This window comes from Sphingobacterium sp. WOUb80, from assembly GCF_050058145.1.
GTDB lineage: Bacteria > Bacteroidota > Bacteroidia > Sphingobacteriales > Sphingobacteriaceae > Sphingobacterium.
Window position 1 is genome coordinate 5206751 of the sequence record NZ_CP165617.1, and the last position, 16587, is coordinate 5223337.

The 16587-nt window shown below is 41.9% G+C and carries 11 protein-coding genes; 7 read left to right on the forward strand and 4 right to left on the reverse strand.

Annotated elements, in window-relative coordinates:
* Positions 1-3 precede the first annotated feature (3 nt).
* Positions 4-1917, forward strand: a complete 1914-nt coding sequence (locus tag AB1Z56_RS21635; RefSeq protein ID WP_426790120.1) for a polysaccharide biosynthesis protein — start codon at positions 4-6, stop codon at positions 1915-1917.
* A 65-nt stretch (positions 1918-1982) separates the two neighbouring features.
* On the opposite strand, the gene AB1Z56_RS21640 is transcribed toward AB1Z56_RS21635, so the two are convergent.
* Together AB1Z56_RS21640 and AB1Z56_RS21645 are read right to left on the reverse strand one after the other, a co-directional pair.
* Positions 1983-3665, reverse strand: a complete 1683-nt coding sequence (locus tag AB1Z56_RS21640; protein ID WP_426790121.1) for a RagB/SusD family nutrient uptake outer membrane protein — start codon at positions 3663-3665, stop codon at positions 1983-1985.
* A gap of 11 nt (positions 3666-3676) precedes the next feature.
* Positions 3677-6655, reverse strand: a complete 2979-nt coding sequence (locus tag AB1Z56_RS21645) for a SusC/RagA family TonB-linked outer membrane protein (RefSeq protein ID WP_426790122.1) — start codon at positions 6653-6655, stop codon at positions 3677-3679.
* A gap of 362 nt (positions 6656-7017) precedes the next feature.
* Between AB1Z56_RS21645 and AB1Z56_RS21650 the strand changes: the two genes are divergently transcribed.
* Positions 7018-7926, forward strand: coding sequence for a DUF4625 domain-containing protein (locus AB1Z56_RS21650; protein ID WP_426790123.1), 909 nt, complete (start codon positions 7018-7020; stop codon positions 7924-7926).
* Between the two features lie 430 nt (positions 7927-8356).
* Positions 8357-9445, forward strand: coding sequence for an ATP-binding protein (locus AB1Z56_RS21655; protein ID WP_426790124.1), 1089 nt, complete (start codon positions 8357-8359; stop codon positions 9443-9445).
* Positions 9446-9456: 11 nt separating this feature from the next.
* Here AB1Z56_RS21655 and AB1Z56_RS21660 read toward each other — a convergent pair whose 3' ends face one another.
* On the reverse strand, positions 9457-10212 hold the full coding sequence (locus tag AB1Z56_RS21660; RefSeq protein WP_426790125.1) for a hypothetical protein: 756 nt from the start codon (positions 10210-10212) through the stop codon (positions 9457-9459).
* A 267-nt stretch (positions 10213-10479) separates the two neighbouring features.
* Here AB1Z56_RS21660 and AB1Z56_RS21665 point away from each other — a divergent pair, with 267 nt between their 5' ends.
* The gene (locus AB1Z56_RS21665) at positions 10480-11388 is read left to right on the forward strand and encodes an Rpn family recombination-promoting nuclease/putative transposase (RefSeq protein ID WP_426790126.1); all 909 of its coding nucleotides are present in this window, start codon (positions 10480-10482) and stop codon (positions 11386-11388) included.
* Positions 11389-11535: 147 nt separating this feature from the next.
* On the opposite strand, the gene AB1Z56_RS21670 is transcribed toward AB1Z56_RS21665, so the two are convergent.
* Entirely contained in the window at positions 11536-11808 is a 273-nt protein-coding gene (locus AB1Z56_RS21670) for a hypothetical protein (protein WP_426790127.1), read from the reverse strand.
* Between the two features lie 617 nt (positions 11809-12425).
* Between AB1Z56_RS21670 and AB1Z56_RS21675 the strand changes: the two genes are divergently transcribed.
* From AB1Z56_RS21675 to AB1Z56_RS21685, 3 genes are read left to right on the forward strand one after another with little or no spacing between them, the layout of a single operon-like run.
* Positions 12426-12803, forward strand: coding sequence for a hypothetical protein (locus AB1Z56_RS21675; protein WP_426790128.1), 378 nt, complete (start codon positions 12426-12428; stop codon positions 12801-12803).
* Between the two features lies 1 nt (position 12804).
* Positions 12805-13410 carry a TlpA family protein disulfide reductase gene (locus AB1Z56_RS21680; RefSeq protein WP_426790129.1) on the forward strand — a complete coding sequence of 202 codons (606 nt, stop codon included), beginning with the start codon at positions 12805-12807 and terminating at the stop codon, positions 13408-13410.
* Entirely contained in the window at positions 13394-16585 is a 3192-nt protein-coding gene (locus AB1Z56_RS21685; RefSeq protein ID WP_426790130.1) for a SusC/RagA family TonB-linked outer membrane protein, read from the forward strand. The genes AB1Z56_RS21680 and AB1Z56_RS21685 overlap by 17 nt, the downstream gene beginning before the upstream one ends.
* The last annotated feature ends 2 nt before the right edge of the window (positions 16586-16587 follow it).

Genomic DNA, 16587 nt, shown 5'->3' on the forward strand with positions numbered 1-16587 from the left:
TAAATGAGTAATTTATGGAGGGAAGGTTTGTCCATCAACAAACCTCGGTGGATCATTCTGTTATTGGATATGATCATAGTTATTTTAGCTTTTTTGATAAGTTATATACTCATTTTTAAGCACAGGGGCGGGGTTGAGCTTGATGCCTTGGGCATACAGCTTATATTGGTGTCTGCTGTTTATCTTATCTGTTTTATATCGCTGGGAACATTTAAAGGTGTTATTCATAAAACCGGAATTCGTGAATTGCAACGTATGGCTTTTGCAATTGTAATGGCCTATTTTTTGTCGGTCATTGTATGTAAAATATTAGAGTGGACACAACCTTCGTTCTTGTATCCCGCTTTTCCTTTCTCTGACACACAGCTTCTTTTTCATGCATTAATTGTGGGTTTTGGAATGACTTTTAGCCGTGTCCTGTACAGGGCCATGTATCATGAAATTATGTGGGGCAACAAAGACAACCGTATTCCTGTGATTTTGTTTGGTGCAGGAAATATGGGCAATACAACCTTCCACTTTATCCATACGACTTCGCGTAACAAATACCGGATTGTAGCGATCATGGACGATAATCCGCATCGTATTGGTAATCGAATTCAAGGCTTTAGAATCCATGATATTAATAAATTGAATAAAGAGTTTGTCGATAGGCACGGAAATGCCGCAGAGCTAATAGTAGCAGTCGACAATAGAGCTCCCGAACGACTAAGCAAGGTCTTTAAGTTGGCGGAACCGATTCCATTAATCGTCAAAATTATCCCTGATACGGCGCGTTTAATGGCCGGAGAGGTTGCAACAAGACAAATACGCAGTTTGCGGATAGAGGATTTGCTGGGACGTAAAGCAATCGACTTGGACAATCCTGCTATTGCAGCAGAGATGAAGGGACAGATCGTATTGGTAACGGGAGGAGCAGGCTCTATTGGTGGAGAACTGGTTCGTCAGCTCGCTCATACCGATTTAAAACAGCTTATTGTGGTAGATCAAGCAGAATCTTCCTTGTATGATATTCAACAGGAGCTGAGCTCCTCCGCAAGTTTTGGACGTTGTGTATTTATGGTCGGCAATGTTCGGGATGCCCTATTTATGGATACATTGTTTCAGTTCTACAGACCGACATACGTCTTTCATGCGGCTGCTTATAAACATGTACCTTTGATGGAGGCAAACCCCTACGAATCTATTTTAACAAACGTGTGGGGCTCCTATAATGTAGCGAAGCTGGCAGATAAGTACGGTGTATCTAAATTTGTCATGGTCTCCACCGATAAGGCGGTGAATCCGACCAATGTCATGGGGGCTACCAAACGTGTAGCGGAAATTGCTATATCGACAGTGAATATAAACTCCAAAACCAATTTTATCGTCACGCGTTTTGGCAATGTATTAGGATCCAATGGTTCAGTGATCCCATTGTTTGAAAAGCAGATGCTCAAAGGTGGACCGCTGACAATTACCGATCCGAATATCACCCGTTATTTTATGACCATACCCGAAGCCTGCCAACTTGTACAGGAAGCTGCAGTAATGGGTAAAGGCGGTGAAATATTTGTCTTTGACATGGGCGAACCCGTTAAGATTATGGATCTCGCCAAACAGATGATCCGCTTAAAAGGCTACAATTACCCCGAAGATATTGATATTAAGGTCGTAGGTCTCCGACCGGGTGAAAAGATTTTTGAAGAGCTTCTGGCGAATGGGGAGAATACTGAAAAGACCTATCATGAAAAGATTATGATTGCAAAGGTCAATACCCCAGATTTAGCGTTGCAAAAGACAAGAATTGAAGAATTATGTGGCCTGGCGAAAACGGCCGATCCGAATGAGGATAAAATGAAACTAGTACAACTGGTTAAAGATATCGTACCGGAATTCCGGTCCCAAAACTCTGTTTTTACATCACTGGACAAGTAAGTCTATCACAAAAACAGCCAACCTGCATAAGCAATCGTAGGCTGGCTGTTTTTATAACGTCAATTTTAATACCCCGGATTCTGTGCCAGGCTGCTGTTACCAGCAATAGCCTGATTGGGTACGGGGAAACGATTCAGATGCGTGGAAGTACTTGGATTATGATCCCACCACTTTTCTGTCGTGAAAGCTTTCCATCGGATCAGATCGGTACGTCTTCGACCTTCTCCTAAAAACTCAATACTCCATTCATCCAAAATACGGTACTTGTCAATATTGGCGCTGGTCACGGGATTAGGATCAGCAGCATTGGCAAAGTTTCGCTTTCGGACAGCATTGAACAGTTCTGTTGCCTTTTCTTTGTTCCCTAATCTGAAATCACATTCGGCAAGCATATAGTAAACTTCCGCTAGTCGGATAATCGGCATATCGGCTCCCCAGCGTAAGGTATTGTTGGCGAGATTTGGGATCGGTACCTTTACAAGGCGTATACCTGTGTTTTCCTCTCCTTCAGACATTTTAGAGGGTAGTTGGTCGATGGAGCTATATTTTTTTCCTGGCCCAACTTCTGAAAAGCGACCGACCTGATCGACAAAGTTCAGGGGCTTGTCCTTATATTCCTCACCGCCAAGAATCGTCTCACCACTAGGTGTCTTGTGGGGTCCTACGATAAACATGCCCTCGTATTGATCCGTGCTGTGATAAACATAGGGTGCTTTGCGTAGATCGCCTTGGTCAAAGGTTTCAAAAGGTGAACCTAATTTGAAGTCTGCAGTATAAAGTGAGCCGTTGGGTTTCTTCGATGGTGTCAGGTGAGCTCCATTATTCCCGCCCATGTCCTGCGCAAAGAACTGCTTTGTGTTGTAATGGTAGAAGTCTGCGTAAAACCAATTATACTCCAGCATCTTGAATTCCGAAGGCATAGACCAGATAATCTCAGGCGATTCATTGTTTTTAAATCCATGTACACCGTTCCATTTGGTGTCTAGGGCATAGTCTCCATAAACCTTATTGACAATGTCCTGTCCCAATTTTTGGCTCTCAGCATACATCGCTTTACCGATATAGGCCTCTGCATTGAAGTAGAGCTGTGCCAGCATGGCTGCAGCGGCAGCTTTTCGGATCGCGCCTTCTTCTTTGTCGCCGGCCTTCTTTGCCGGTAGATTTTCAATAGCAGCTTTAAGCAGCTTTTCGATATGCGCAAAAAGTTCCTGATCGCTATTGCGCGGTAGGGACTCTTGGTCTAGGGATTCGAAAATTGGCATACCGCCAAAATAATCTAATCCACGTAAATAAAAGTAGGCGATCAAGGCATCCAATTGAGCGAGATCTGCTGCTTTCCGCTCGTCGCTCAGGGCAAATTTGCCGTAGTCCAATTTGCTGAGGTCGCTCTTTGTATCCAGTGCGAGGGCAACCCCCATCAGGGTACCGCGCCAGCTTCCCCAAATCCAATTGTCATCCGCCGTCCAACGGTGGTAATGATAGCGTTCATTCTCGCCACCATTATACCAGTGGCGTCCCTTGGTGGTGATGGCAAAATTGTCTGCCGTATATTCCTGCAGGCGCCAACGGTCTTCGCCCATATACCATTTAGCATGGGTAAATGGCCTGAACAAGGCCGCCTTGATGTCTTTCTCGCTTTTGAAAAAGGTGTCCGGCGTGACCGAACTATAAAATTCCTGATCCAATTTGGTGCATCCTGATAGCAATAATGCTACGGATAATGTTGCTATGGAAATGTATTTTTTCATGTTTGTTCAGTTTAAAAATTTACTTGTAACCCCATCATAAAAGTCCTTGTCTTCGGATAGACATTGCGCTCTTCAAAGCCCGGTTCAAGACCATTGATATTGACTTCCGGATCTAGGCCACTGTAGTTTGTAAATACAAAAAGATCGCGTGCAGTGGCATAAACACGCATTGACTTCAATGGTTTGATCCAGTTTTGATTAAAACGATAACCGATATTCAGGGCGTCAACCTTGAGAAAAGTACCTTTCTCTAACCAGTAATCGCTTAGCTCTTTTTCTCCTTTGATATTTTTATGTTTGTCGTAAGCATCTTCCAGTACATTCTGTCCTTTTACATTGGGTAGGCTGTAGTACATATTGATCATATTGAACACATCGTGGCCGATCCAGCTACGCATATAGATACTTGCATCCCAGTTTTTATAGGTAAATTGGTTGTTCCAGGAAAGTTGTAAGGTCGGGATCGCATTGCCGACAAAGGATTTGTCGCCTACGGTCTTGTTGCGGTCCCGCACATCAAAGGCATTTCCGTCCTTGTCATAAAGCTTCCAATAGCCATCATCTGTAAAGCCGGCAAATTTCCAAAGGAAGAACTGGCCAATATCCTCGCCGGGATATAACCTGACAGCTGAACCTGGCGAGCCGGGAGCCGGGAAGTCTTTCCGGTCAGTAAAGGTCTGACTTCCCCATAAGGTATTGAGCCTACTTTTGTTATGCGAGGCGACAATGCTGGTGGTATAACTAAAATTGTCATTGTCTACTGCTTTGAAATTCAGTTCAAACTCATACCCCGTATTTTGCATGCTGCCCACATTCATGGTGGTTTTATCATGGATTGCTGGCGGCTGGGAAACGCTGATGTCATAAATCAGATCATCGATCTTGCGTTTGTAGATATCAAAACGGCCGCTTAAACGGTTGTTCAGTACAGTGAAATCCAACCCAAGGTTGTATTCTTTTTTGACCTCCCACTTGATATTTGGATTTTGGTTGTGCATTACACCGTAGGTTCTGAACCATTTTCCATCCTGCAAAAACCAGGTGTCGGCGCTGTACATCCGCGAGGCAACTTTGGCATCAAAGCCTTCATTGCCGGTTTCTCCGTAGCCCGCACGTAGTTTGAGGTCATTGATAAATTTTACATCCCGTAGGAAAGGTTCTTGGGAAACCCGCCAGCCTGCGGAAAGCCCCGGAAAGAATCCCCATCTGTTTTTAGGCGCAAATTTGCTGGATCCTTCGTAACGTGCCGTTGCGGTCAGGATATAGCGATCCAAATACGAGTAGTTGACACGTCCGAAAAAGGCGGCAAGTTTGACCCAGGGATTTTTCCAGGATCCTATTCCCGCTCGTCCGTCAGGTAAATAGGTCCCTGTGCCCATATCGTTTTCGCCAATACCATCGACGGGGAAATTAGAGTTTTCAGCCGAAAAACCCTGGCCGTTAAAATCCTGGTAGCTATAGCCCGCTACAGCATTCAAAGAATGTTCAGACCAGCGGTTTGTATAGTTGGCGGTCCATTCAAACACGCGGTCATTGAACCGGCTATAATACTGCTTGGCAAATCCGTCTACATTGTTCTCTCGCGAAATGCGATGTTGTGCCGATCGGTAATAATTACCATGTTCGCTGTTGTTCTTTATCCCGATGGTTGCACTTGTGGTCAGATGTTCTGTAAGGTTTAACTTTAATGTTGCATTGGCCAACAAGTATTTGAATTGCTTTTCATCGCTGCGGAGGCGTGCTTCGGCCACAGGGTTCCAGGTATCATATCCACCTTCCAAAACGTTATACCCACTGACATCATTGGCATCATAAGGCGTTTCCGTAGGATTCATCACCAGGGCCATATTAAAAATGTCATTGTTGTTAAAGATGTCACCATTGGAGCCAAACGCCTTTACCTGGTTGTAGCTTACATTGGTATTCAACTCCGCAAAGCCGTCGAAAAATTTAAAGGCACTATTGATACGTCCACCGATTTCATCCCGCTTGGAGGTGATCGCCATTCCTTTGGCGTCGCGTTTGGTAAAGGTGGTATAGACATTGGCATTTTCGGAACCGCCACTGATGTTTGCGACTTGCCGATGGCTGAATGGATTATTGTTGGTAACCTCATCATACCAGTCGGTGCGATGGCCCAAGTCTTCACCCAAACCATATTCGACAAATTTCTCTGCCGATAGGACTTTGGGACGTTTGCGGATGGATTCGACAAAATATTCCGAAGTAAAATTTACTTGTGCCTTTCCAACCTGTGGTCTTTTTGTCGTGATTAGAATCACGCCGCCGGAGGCCCGTGTTCCGTAAATCGCGGCAGCGGAGGCATCCCGTAGTACGTTAATAGATTCGATATCTTCTTTCGCAACGGAGTTGATATCGCCGCCGGGAACGCCGTCAATAACCACGAGGGGGCCTTGTGAGGCGTTGACCGAATTGACACCGCGCAATTGCAAGGAGATACCGGCATTAGGGTCGGTTCCATTGGTGGAGATGACACTGAGGCCCGGAACCTTTCCTTGGATGGCCAAAAGGGGAGAGACAGCACCCGCGACCATGTCTTTCTGCTTGATGCTCGAAACGGCACTGGTCAACTCCTTTTTGTCAAGGGAACCATAACCGACAACAACAGCCTCCTCGAGCTGCTGCGTGTCAGAGACCAGTTGTATATTCAAACTGGAGCCACTTGTATACGTGATTTCCCTAGCGCTAAAGCCGATCATTCGAACGACTAGGACAGCATTTCTCTCCAGGTTGGTCAGTGTGAATGTACCAGTGGCGTCGGTGGAGGTGCTGCTATTGCTTCCCTTTACAGACACCGTGGCTCCGGCTAGGGGATTGCCTTGCTCGTCTTTTACACTGCCCTTGACTGTAGTTTGTGCCTGCTGCACATAGGGTGCATGCGGTAGGGCCTGAGCGGCTCCAGCAAAAAAACTGCTGCTGAATAGCAATAATTTAGTAGCCACTTTAAAACTGTTGATTTTAAAATTCATGTGCTAATGTTTATTAAAAAATATTGGTTGTTTACGATAAAAGGTCTTGACAGGCCCTTTGTGGAATGGTCGATGTCAGCTTTCGGCCCCAGAAAAAATGGATATGTTCAAATTCAAGATACTGCATATAATTGGTGTGATATGAACACTAAATGTACGGCATTAGCCTTATAGGCGGGATCACTTGAGACAATATGAGGATATTTTGAGACAATTTGACTGCTGATATCAGCAAATGGTATGAGGTTTTTAATCTAAAGAAAGCAGCAAAGATATTATACATTTTATTTAACGCAACTGTATTGCTTTTGTTTTGATTTTGCTATATTTGCAACAATATTGCAATAAAAATACTATACCAAATGATCAAACCAATAAAAATTATCCTGGCATTTATGCTGGTATCCTGGCTTTTTGAGTCTTGTAAAAAGGACGTGGAGGCACCTGAGGTCGTCTTACCAAAAGCAGAAAACGTTGAAATTGGCTATGCCAATAATAAGCAAGCAATCCGAGGGCGGGATTTCCATTTTAATGCGGATATTCTGGCCGGAGATAAAATAGAGTCTGTTCAAGTCAAAATTTTACCGAAGGCTGGACTGACGAATTCATCGCCGTGGAAAATGGAAATTGCTTGGGAAGAGTTTAAGGGATTAAAAAATGCCAATGTGCATAAACATTTTACCATTCCAGTGGAAGCGCCTGAGGGTAAATTTGATTTTTTCTTTATCGTAAATGATGTCAATGGATCTAAGCTGGAATTAAAGGAGGACTTTCAGATCTTCGATGCGGCTAATATGCCAGTGGATCCCATCGTGGACCGTGACATCTTCTCCCGAAACGATGATATGATATACTATATGAATACCTATGTTGAGACTCCATTGGTTTTCAAAAAAGGGGATAAGTTTACGGCACGTGCGCAGATCAAGCAAATACAGGGGGATGGCATTTTATATACAGCATTGATCAGGCGAGCCCTGAATCATTTTCCTGAAACGGTTGATAAACTTGACTTGACAAAGGCTATCATTATCTCTAAAGTGGAGCATAAAGATCTGGGGCCAGCATCAAAAGTGAATACTTACAAGTTGGTCAATGGTGTGATAAGTGGCGATGACATTCTAATCGGTTCCGAGAAAGATGGTTTGGGCAGTGAGATTTCCGGTGAGAGACAATGGCAATCTGGTCAGTACAATCTCGTTATATTATATAAAAATACCACGTTTAATATGAGTACTTTTAAGTCTATTCCGATTACTATTTCTTATTAAAATTCGTCTATACCTCTTAATCCCAAGCGTTGGATTATTTCCTCTTCCGTTCTTTCAGCTTTTGATGAATTAAAGTTATACCGTCAACAAAATCATTTACGGGATCTGTTTCAGAAAAAGATAAAAGCTGCACCGCTGTAAAATTAAATGACTTTGCGATTTGGTGTATTCGAGAGAGATTAAGATCTGTAATGCCTGTTTCTATTTTTTAAAATGCGGGAATGGAAATCCCCAATTTTTTTGCTACATCCTGTTGGCTCCAGCTTTTTTGCTGTAGAATTAACCTGATTTTTTTTCCTACTTTGTTCATATAAAACTTTCTTAAAGGTTAAGATAAAAACAGGTTACAAAGAATGGCATCATTTCTGTTGCATTAATTTCTTAGAGTTCCCTATATCTATACATTCACGATTGCTAAATTTCTTTCTGTATGCCTTTTGATGAGCACTTTTTGCTGTCAGTTCTGGAACGGTCTCCTTTAGCTACGGCTATTTATGACAGTGCAGACCTCAATATTGCTTTTGCCAACCAAGCAATGCTGGATACATGGCATGCAAGCAGCTCAATTTTAGGGCATACTTTGTGTGTCTGTTTTCCCAGCTTTGAAAAGGAAGGGTTTTCATCTATTTTGAAAAATGTGTGGAAGACAGGGATTACCTATCGTGCTAAGGATACTCCGGCAGATATCGTATCCGGAAGAAATATTATCAAACGGTACTTTGATTTCGAGTACAAAGCATTATTGGACGAAAAGGGAAATACTTATGCTATTTTACATTCCTCATGGGATGTGACGGAACGAAAACTTGCCTATGATAAAGCTGAAAGCCAAAAAGAGCAAATATCTTTTAATAGAAAGCTGGATCAATTATCCAATACCCTTTCACATGATTTAAAAAACCCATTATCCATTCTGAAGATGGGAAATGATATGCTGCGTCGAAATACAAGTATACCCGAAGATGTTCAGCAAAAATGGCTTGAAAATATGCGTGGCGCCATAGAGAATATTCAGTCTATTATCAACCAAACCCTGCAGCTAAATAAAATTAGAGCTGTCAATCCGGTCAGTGAATGTTTGGATATGGATAAAAAGATCGTGGAATGGATAGATGAGGTAAAGCTTATTTATCCAGCATCACAGTTGGAGTTTAGATTAGGAAATCTCTACAAGCTCGACGCAGACTGTGGGGTAGCTTATCAGATTTTTTATAATCTGATATCCAACGCATTGAAATATGCAAAACAAACAGATGAGGATTATCTTGCTATAAATAGTGAAAAGACGAGCAAAGGGATTGTATATTATTTGGAAGACAATGGGATCGGCATTCCAGATGAAGACCTAGATGTTGTATTTAAAGCCCATGAGCGCGCAGGTAACGCGCTTGAAGCACAGGGCTCGGGGATAGGACTCTCCTTAGTCAAAGAGTTAATGGAACGTCTGGACGGTAACGTTAATCTCTCCAGTAAGCTGGGTAAGGGAACGATCATTCGCTTGTTCTTTCCGAATAATTAGGCGCTGTTTCGTTATTGTTTGTTAATAGGCTGTTTGCTGATGTAAATGATCGCTGTATCTGTGGACGTCGGATAAGTACGCTCATTCCCTTTAACAGACCACTCAAAACGAGTTCCCTCGGCGCCAATATAAAGTCGATTTTTCTTATCATGGTAAATATAGTTCAGTTGTCGACGGAAAGGAAAATCAAGTAGCTGTTCGTCTTTATCAGTAACCCTTACTAATTTATCGGGCTGCATTAACGGGCGTCCATATTCTTTGTCGATAATTTCTTTCGGCTGCGGGACGATTTTGTAGGATTCAGTTTCACTGATCTTTGTTTCTTTTCGATTGACCTTTACTTTATCGTAGACTTCGTAGCCATATTTACCTTTTTTGCTCCAATTTTTGCCCTTGTCCAACGAGAATAAAGTCGGACTTGTCGAATGGTCCTGGAAATTGCTTAAAGCCATCAATTCTCCCTGATACATACTGAAGCTTGGTATGCCAAATCCAGCATCGTTGACCATTTGCCATGAAGCTCCTTTATCTGTGGTAATGTAAATCTTGTACATGGTGGCTACGACCAAGGTATCGTCAATATTACCGTAAATAGCCGATGTACCTCTCAGCTGCCCCGGGATACTCAATTTCGTCCAGTTAGCATCTTTCGTTTCAATATCGATACGATCCTTCGGTTCAGAATGGTCGTCCTTTTGGCAAGAGCTAAAAAACAGGCCTATGGTGCAGACAAAAAGCAGTGATCGTAGAGTCGTTTTAAATTGCATATTTTTTGCTATTTGAGTAAAGAAGCTGTGTGATTATTAAGCTTAATGTAATTTTAAAGGTAGTTATAATAACTTAAAGTTATTATGTGCACGGATATTTATTTTTTGTCCACTGCTTATAATCAATATAAGTGCCCTTTGAGAAAAAAGGATACTAAAGATGCGACCATCAAGGGAGCGCTAACCCTTCCCTATAGATACTAATTATATTAGTATTTTGTATTGATAATTCGTATCTTTGTACTGTTAACCAGTTGATAAATAATTATGGGTCCAAGAAGAAGGCGTATAGATGATCCCTTGTGGAAATCTATTTTGGAGCAAACATTTTCGCATTTTCTACGATTTATTTTTCAGGATGCAGATGCTGTTTTTGATTTGAACAAACCCTTTGATTATCTCGATAAAGAGTTTGAGACTTTGTTTCCTCCGGAAAGCACCGGCAGGGGAGTGCGTTACGTCGACAAGCTTGTGAAGGTATTTTTAAAGGATGGCCGCGAACAGTTTGTACTCTGCCATGTAGAGATCCAGAGCAATAAAGGCAGGGGCGATTTGGCCGAGCGTATGTTTCGCTATTTTTATAGAATATGGGATCGTTACAAAGTTCCAATTACTGCTATTGCAATTTTGGCAGATGAAAGCAAAGGTTATCGACCAGTGGTATATAGCCAGGAGTTTATGGGAACTTCATTGCGCTACGATTTTAACAGTTACAAGATCCTGGATCAGGAAGAATCGGAATTACGATCAAATAGAAACCCATTTTCTGTGATTGTCCTTACCGCACTTTTGGCTATAGTAAACAAGAAAGTGACCGATGAGGGACTGAAAGAAATAAAACATGATCTCTATGATGAGATGATGAAAAGAGAAATGGATAAGGGTACACGTCAAGGGCTCTATGATTTTCTAACTTATTACGTAAGTTTTGATAATGAGGAAGTTTTGAGTATATTTGAGGAAGAAATTAAAACAAAAATAGGAAGGAGCGATACTATGGGCACTCAAGAATATTTATTAGATAAAGCTGAAAAAAAGGGAATTCAGAAAGGCATTGAAAAAGGTAAGCGCGAGGAAGCTGTTGCCATTGCATTGGAGTTTAAGAAAATGGGTTTACCTATTGCTGATATTGCTAAAGGAACCGGACTTTCTATCGAAGAAATCGAAAAACTGTAATCAAGTACTTTTAAAGTTTATAGATATTTATTTTGAGCCATTTCCGGAAGGGAGCGGCTTTTTGATTTTAAGGATGACCCAATATAATTTTTTAACCCCGTTTAGTTTAATATTGATTTCAAATTTAGCTTTCCAAATCGTCATAATTTAAACATCAGCTTGATTCTTTATGACTTTGTAAATTAAATCAGGATCTAGATCACATAGATCTGCCATCTTAAATATATGGGCAAAAGTAAATTTTTGAGGATTTCCTAGTTTATCAAGGTAGGAATTATATTGAAGACCTAAAGCCTTGGCCATCTTCGTAGGTCCTTGTTTTTCTAATAATTTCATGGATTTGATGATGCCCGATTCAAACAAGGATTTTATCGCAAGAAAATCAGGATCAGTGTTGTTAGATTTAGTTGAAGCATTCATTTTAAAAGTGTTTATTTATTAAATGTTACTTTTTATTCATTAAATGAATCTTTTTATTTATTATTCGTAAATAATAATTTTGCTTTTTTAAATTTTGATATTTATCTTTGATCTAGTATTCAAGATTAAAAGGTATTAAACTAAAGAGTCTCGACAGCAAATTCCGACAATTTGATTTAGAACGAGACGATAGGATAATGCCTATGATAGCTTTATTGTACATTTGTACAGCTATAGCGTCATGGGCCCTATCGTAACCGTTTCTAAAAGGCGTCGGAACCTTGCTGTGCGGTGATAGGGCCTGCTATAGCCCTTTCCTCCCGAAGAAGACTCACAATTATAAACGTGAGTATGAACCTTAAAAAACAGACAACAAAAAATCTGATTACGGCTCCCGAGTAGCTCGGATAGCTTCGTCAAATAGAATTTGACCCTACACTGCTATGGATTGCATCACGCCAATATATAACCATTGTGAATAACCATTCAAATGCGATCTAGCTCCCCAATTAAATTATTGTTTACCTGACCTAAGCATGCTCAGGGTTCCTACAAAAACCTGATTTCGGTCGGGCTGGGAAATCTATGTGCTTAGTTTACAGCTAAAAACTAAACAAATGAAAGCCATTTATGCAAAACTCTTGCAGCTAGACAAGCCATTTTACGAAGTCCATGAGGAAGGCTACGATCCGCTAAAAGCGATTGTAAACTTTTGGGATCACTATCCGCTCGTAACGATTCGAGAGTACCTCTACGCATTTGATTTGAAATGTAAAACACTTGGGACAGCTACCGAAAGCAAATTAGAAGCTGTACAGCAAACGCTCTTCTTAGCCGATATCCTGCGTGCTCTGATGGCGTATTTCCTGACGCATAGCCGTCAGATAGATACAACCCAAGTAAAACTGTCGACACTGGACCTGAATATGGAGGAAATCAGACTGACCAAAAAAATCAACGATTTTTTTCAATCCATTAACCAACCAAAACCTTAAGATGATGAAAACAATACTATATAATTTACACAAGGTCTTTAAGAGCAAACGAGCACGAGCGATACTGCTGTGTTTGGTTTCTATGTTTAGTTTATCTGCTCAGACGCCCCGCAAGGACAGCGGGGCGGATGGGCTTTCTCTTGTCACTCCAATTGGGGTAGACTATTATGTCCCCGAAGATTTTTGGAATCAGCAGTTGAATGTTTATAGCAACGGTAAGACCGCCGTAGTATCCATGGCACAATTCAGGGGAAAGCCATTGATACTTGACTTTTGGAGTACCTCTTGCGCCTCCTGCATCACCAAATTCCCAAAACTCCATGTTTTGCAACTGAAGTTTCAGCGAGATTTTAATGTGTTACTGGTCAACAGCGAAGAGAATGATCAGATTCATCGTATGCGAAATGATTTTCTCCGGGATAATATACTTCCGACAGTGTATGGTGATCAGTATTTGAATGCCTTGTTTCCACACAGAGGCGTGCCCTACTATGTCTGGATTACACCAATCGGTCGGATATCAGCGATCACAAGCGCGGAGTTTGTAGACGAACAAAAAGTTAAGGCCTTTATCGATTATAGTCTGAAATATGAGATGCCTAATTAGTCTGCTGGTTATACTTTGCTATAGCCTAACAGTATCTGCCCAGGGTAGATATAGTGGTAAGGTGATGGACCAACATGGTAAACCCATCGCCAATGTTAATATTCGATTAGAGAAAACAAGGTTGAGTTTTAAGACTGATCAAAATGGAGCCTTTGTCATAGTCGATGTGCCTAAACCCTTGGAAGTTGCTGTGTCGATTCTGGGCTTTGAATCGAAGCGCTTAACTTGGAATGATTATGCCGATAAGCTCGAAGTAGTCCTAAACCAAAAAGAACAGGTATTGGATGTTGTGGAAGTTAACACAGGGTATCAGTCATTCGCGAAGGAGCGGTCTACAGCAAGTTTTTCACAGATCGACAGTACAAAATTGACCACACGGATATCCAACAATATTCTGCAGAAACTGGAATATTTGGCTCCTGGGCTGCAGTTTGACAATCGCACTGGTAAATCGGTCATTAATATTCGTGGTATTAATACGTTATCCGATAACCTGATGCAGCCACTGATTATTGTTGATAATTTTCCTTATTCGGGAGATATTGCCAATATCAATCCCAATGATGTGGAGTCTGTAACCTTATTAAAAGATGCCTCCGCTGCGTCTATCTGGGGTGCGCGTGCGGGAAATGGCGTAATTGTGATTAATCTGAAAAAGAATAGCAAAGGGTATAATAAAATGGAGTTTACCCATAATCTGACTTTCGGCGAAAAACAGGATCTCTTTTACCTGCGGAATATTTCTTCAACGGATTTTATCGATGTCGAGCGTATGTTATTTGACAAAGGCTTTTACAAGGCATCATTGAATAGTGTCAATAGCAGACTTCTTGTATTCTCGCCGGTGGTGCAGCTGCTCTATCAACAATCTAAGGGGTTGATTTCCATGGAAGAGGCAGATCAGCAGATCAACTCGTTCAGAAACCACGATTACAGGAAGGAGGTAATGGACAACCTATACCGCAATCCGATGCGGCAGCAGTACCATCTATCTAATGATTTGGCAAGGGATAAATTTACGAATCGTATTGCCCTTGGGTATGATCGCAACAGCGAACAGCAGCAGGCGAGCAATAGCCAGCATCTGACATTGCAGACTTCGAATCGATACGATTTTTCGGATCAGCTGCAGTTACAGGTAGGCATGGCTTGGTCCAACCAAAAGTCGACGTCAAGTCCTACTTTTCCTTCTTTTCCGATCAATCCATTAGGAGGTAAGGCTGCGCTGTATCCTTATGCACAATTGAAAAGTGATGATGGAAGTTCGCTGGCTATCCCGTACAACTATAACCTCTCTTTTGTGCAGGATATCCCTGAGCCGCAGTTGCTCGACTGGACGTATAAGCCTCTGGAAGACTATAAGGAAAGTCAGACAAACAGCAATACAAAGGATATTGTACTGAATGCAACCTTGACCTACAAACCGTTTCCGTTTTTGACGCTGAGTGGTCTGTACAATTATGAGAACCAGTCTGTCGATACAGAAAAGCGCAATGGTGTGAACTCCTTCTACACGCGTGATCTAATTAATCGGTTCAGTCAGGTTAAAAATGGCGCCATTACACGGATTGTACCACTGGGGGATATTATGCAGAATAATACCAGCCGGATGCTGTCACATAAGGCACGTTTTCAGGCGAGCTCGGACTTCAGCTTACAGGAGGACTGGAAGTTTAACCTATTTGGCGGTGCAGAAATTAGTCACGCAAGTACGGATACCAGATTGAATACTGCCTATGGTTACGATAAAAATACAATGACCAGTATAAACGTTGATCCCATTAACACTTATCCCATCTATAGTAACCTTTCAGGCAATTTGCGCATTCCATTTTATAATGGATTTGGACAGACCAGTAATCGCTTTGTATCCTTATTTGGAAATGCTGCGGTGACCTATAAAAATCGGTATATAGCCAATTTTTCTGCTCGCCGTGATGCATCGAACTTATTTGGTGTAAAAACCAATGATAAATGGAACCCGCTCTGGTCTGCAGGTCTAGCCTGGGTCATCACAAATGAGAAGTTTATGGATAAGTTGAACTGGATAGATCTATTGAAATTTAGAACCACAGTCGGGCATTCGGGTAACTTAGGCGGGGTATCAACTACACTGCCGATTATCTATTATGACAATCCGAGAAATGACCTGGAAACGGAGCGAAAGGCCAGTGTGGGAGAACTTCCAAATCCCAACCTGAAATGGGAGGATGTGCGGATGAATAACTTTGCCCTAGATTTTGCTTTTCTGAATAATAGGCTGTCGGGAAGTTTTGACTATTACCTTAAAAAGTCTACCGATCTATTGGCGACAGAAACAATTGATCCGACATTGGGGCTCTATAATATGCGTCGTAATGTGGGAGAATTAAAGGGGAGGGGCTTCGATCTCAATATCGGCTATCGACAGGCATTAAATAAATCGCTGAAGGTAGGGCTAGAGGCCTTGTTTGCCTACAACACGGATAAAGTGACAAAATATAAGGGTACAGTATCCAACGCCTTGTTCTATGCTTCTGCTGGCGGAAGAGCCTTAATGCCCTATGAGGGAAGAGGTCTCTATCCTGTCTTTTCGTATCCTTTTAAAGGGCTTGATCCCAATACGGGAGATCCGCTGGGCTGGTATCGTGGTGAAGTCAGCAAGAATTATTCGGGCATGCTGTATGATTCCGTCCAGAACCTGAACTATCATGGAAGAGGGCTGCCGACGTATCAGGGAAGCTTGAGGCCAAGTGTTCAATGGAAGGGATTCCAAGCTTCACTCAATCTGGTGTATAAATTTGGTTACTTCTTCCAAAAGGAGACGATCAATTACGCTACGCTCTTCAAATCATGGAAAGGAAATGCAGACTTTGCGGATAGATGGCAGCAGCCTGGCGACGAGGCCAGGACTTCGGTGCCTTCAATGATTTATCCAGCTAACGTCAGTAGGGATGATTTTTATGCCAATTCGTCGATGAATGTGCTAAAAGGTGACCATATACGGATCTCGGATATTCGCCTGGGTTATTCGTTTGCTGCCAAGACAGCAAATAAACCGATAGCAATAGCTGTGAATGGCTATGTAAACAATGTGGGGATTATCTGGAGGAAGAACAAATATGGGCTTGATCCGGATAGTTATGGTATTCCCGCTATACGTACTTATGGTTTAAATATCAACGTAAAATATTAAAT

What these genes read in the sequence shown, in the direction of transcription:
- AB1Z56_RS21635 (WP_426790120.1), top strand. Translation starts at nt 4, where the DNA reads ATGAGTAATTTATGGAGGGAAGGTTTGTCCATCAACAAACCTCGGTGG.
- AB1Z56_RS21640 (WP_426790121.1), bottom strand. Translation starts at nt 3,665, where the DNA reads ATGAAAAAATACATTTCCATAGCAACATTATCCGTAGCATTATTGCTA.
- AB1Z56_RS21645 (WP_426790122.1), bottom strand. Translation starts at nt 6,655, where the DNA reads ATGAATTTTAAAATCAACAGTTTTAAAGTGGCTACTAAATTATTGCTA.
- AB1Z56_RS21650 (WP_426790123.1), top strand. Translation starts at nt 7,018, where the DNA reads ATGATCAAACCAATAAAAATTATCCTGGCATTTATGCTGGTATCCTGG.
- AB1Z56_RS21655 (WP_426790124.1), top strand. Translation starts at nt 8,357, where the DNA reads ATGCCTTTTGATGAGCACTTTTTGCTGTCAGTTCTGGAACGGTCTCCT.
- AB1Z56_RS21660 (WP_426790125.1), bottom strand. Translation starts at nt 10,212, where the DNA reads ATGCAATTTAAAACGACTCTACGATCACTGCTTTTTGTCTGCACCATA.
- AB1Z56_RS21665 (WP_426790126.1), top strand. Translation starts at nt 10,480, where the DNA reads ATGGGTCCAAGAAGAAGGCGTATAGATGATCCCTTGTGGAAATCTATT.
- AB1Z56_RS21670 (WP_426790127.1), bottom strand. Translation starts at nt 11,808, where the DNA reads ATGAATGCTTCAACTAAATCTAACAACACTGATCCTGATTTTCTTGCG.
- AB1Z56_RS21675 (WP_426790128.1), top strand. Translation starts at nt 12,426, where the DNA reads ATGAAAGCCATTTATGCAAAACTCTTGCAGCTAGACAAGCCATTTTAC.
- AB1Z56_RS21680 (WP_426790129.1), top strand. Translation starts at nt 12,805, where the DNA reads ATGATGAAAACAATACTATATAATTTACACAAGGTCTTTAAGAGCAAA.
- AB1Z56_RS21685 (WP_426790130.1), top strand. Translation starts at nt 13,394, where the DNA reads ATGAGATGCCTAATTAGTCTGCTGGTTATACTTTGCTATAGCCTAACA.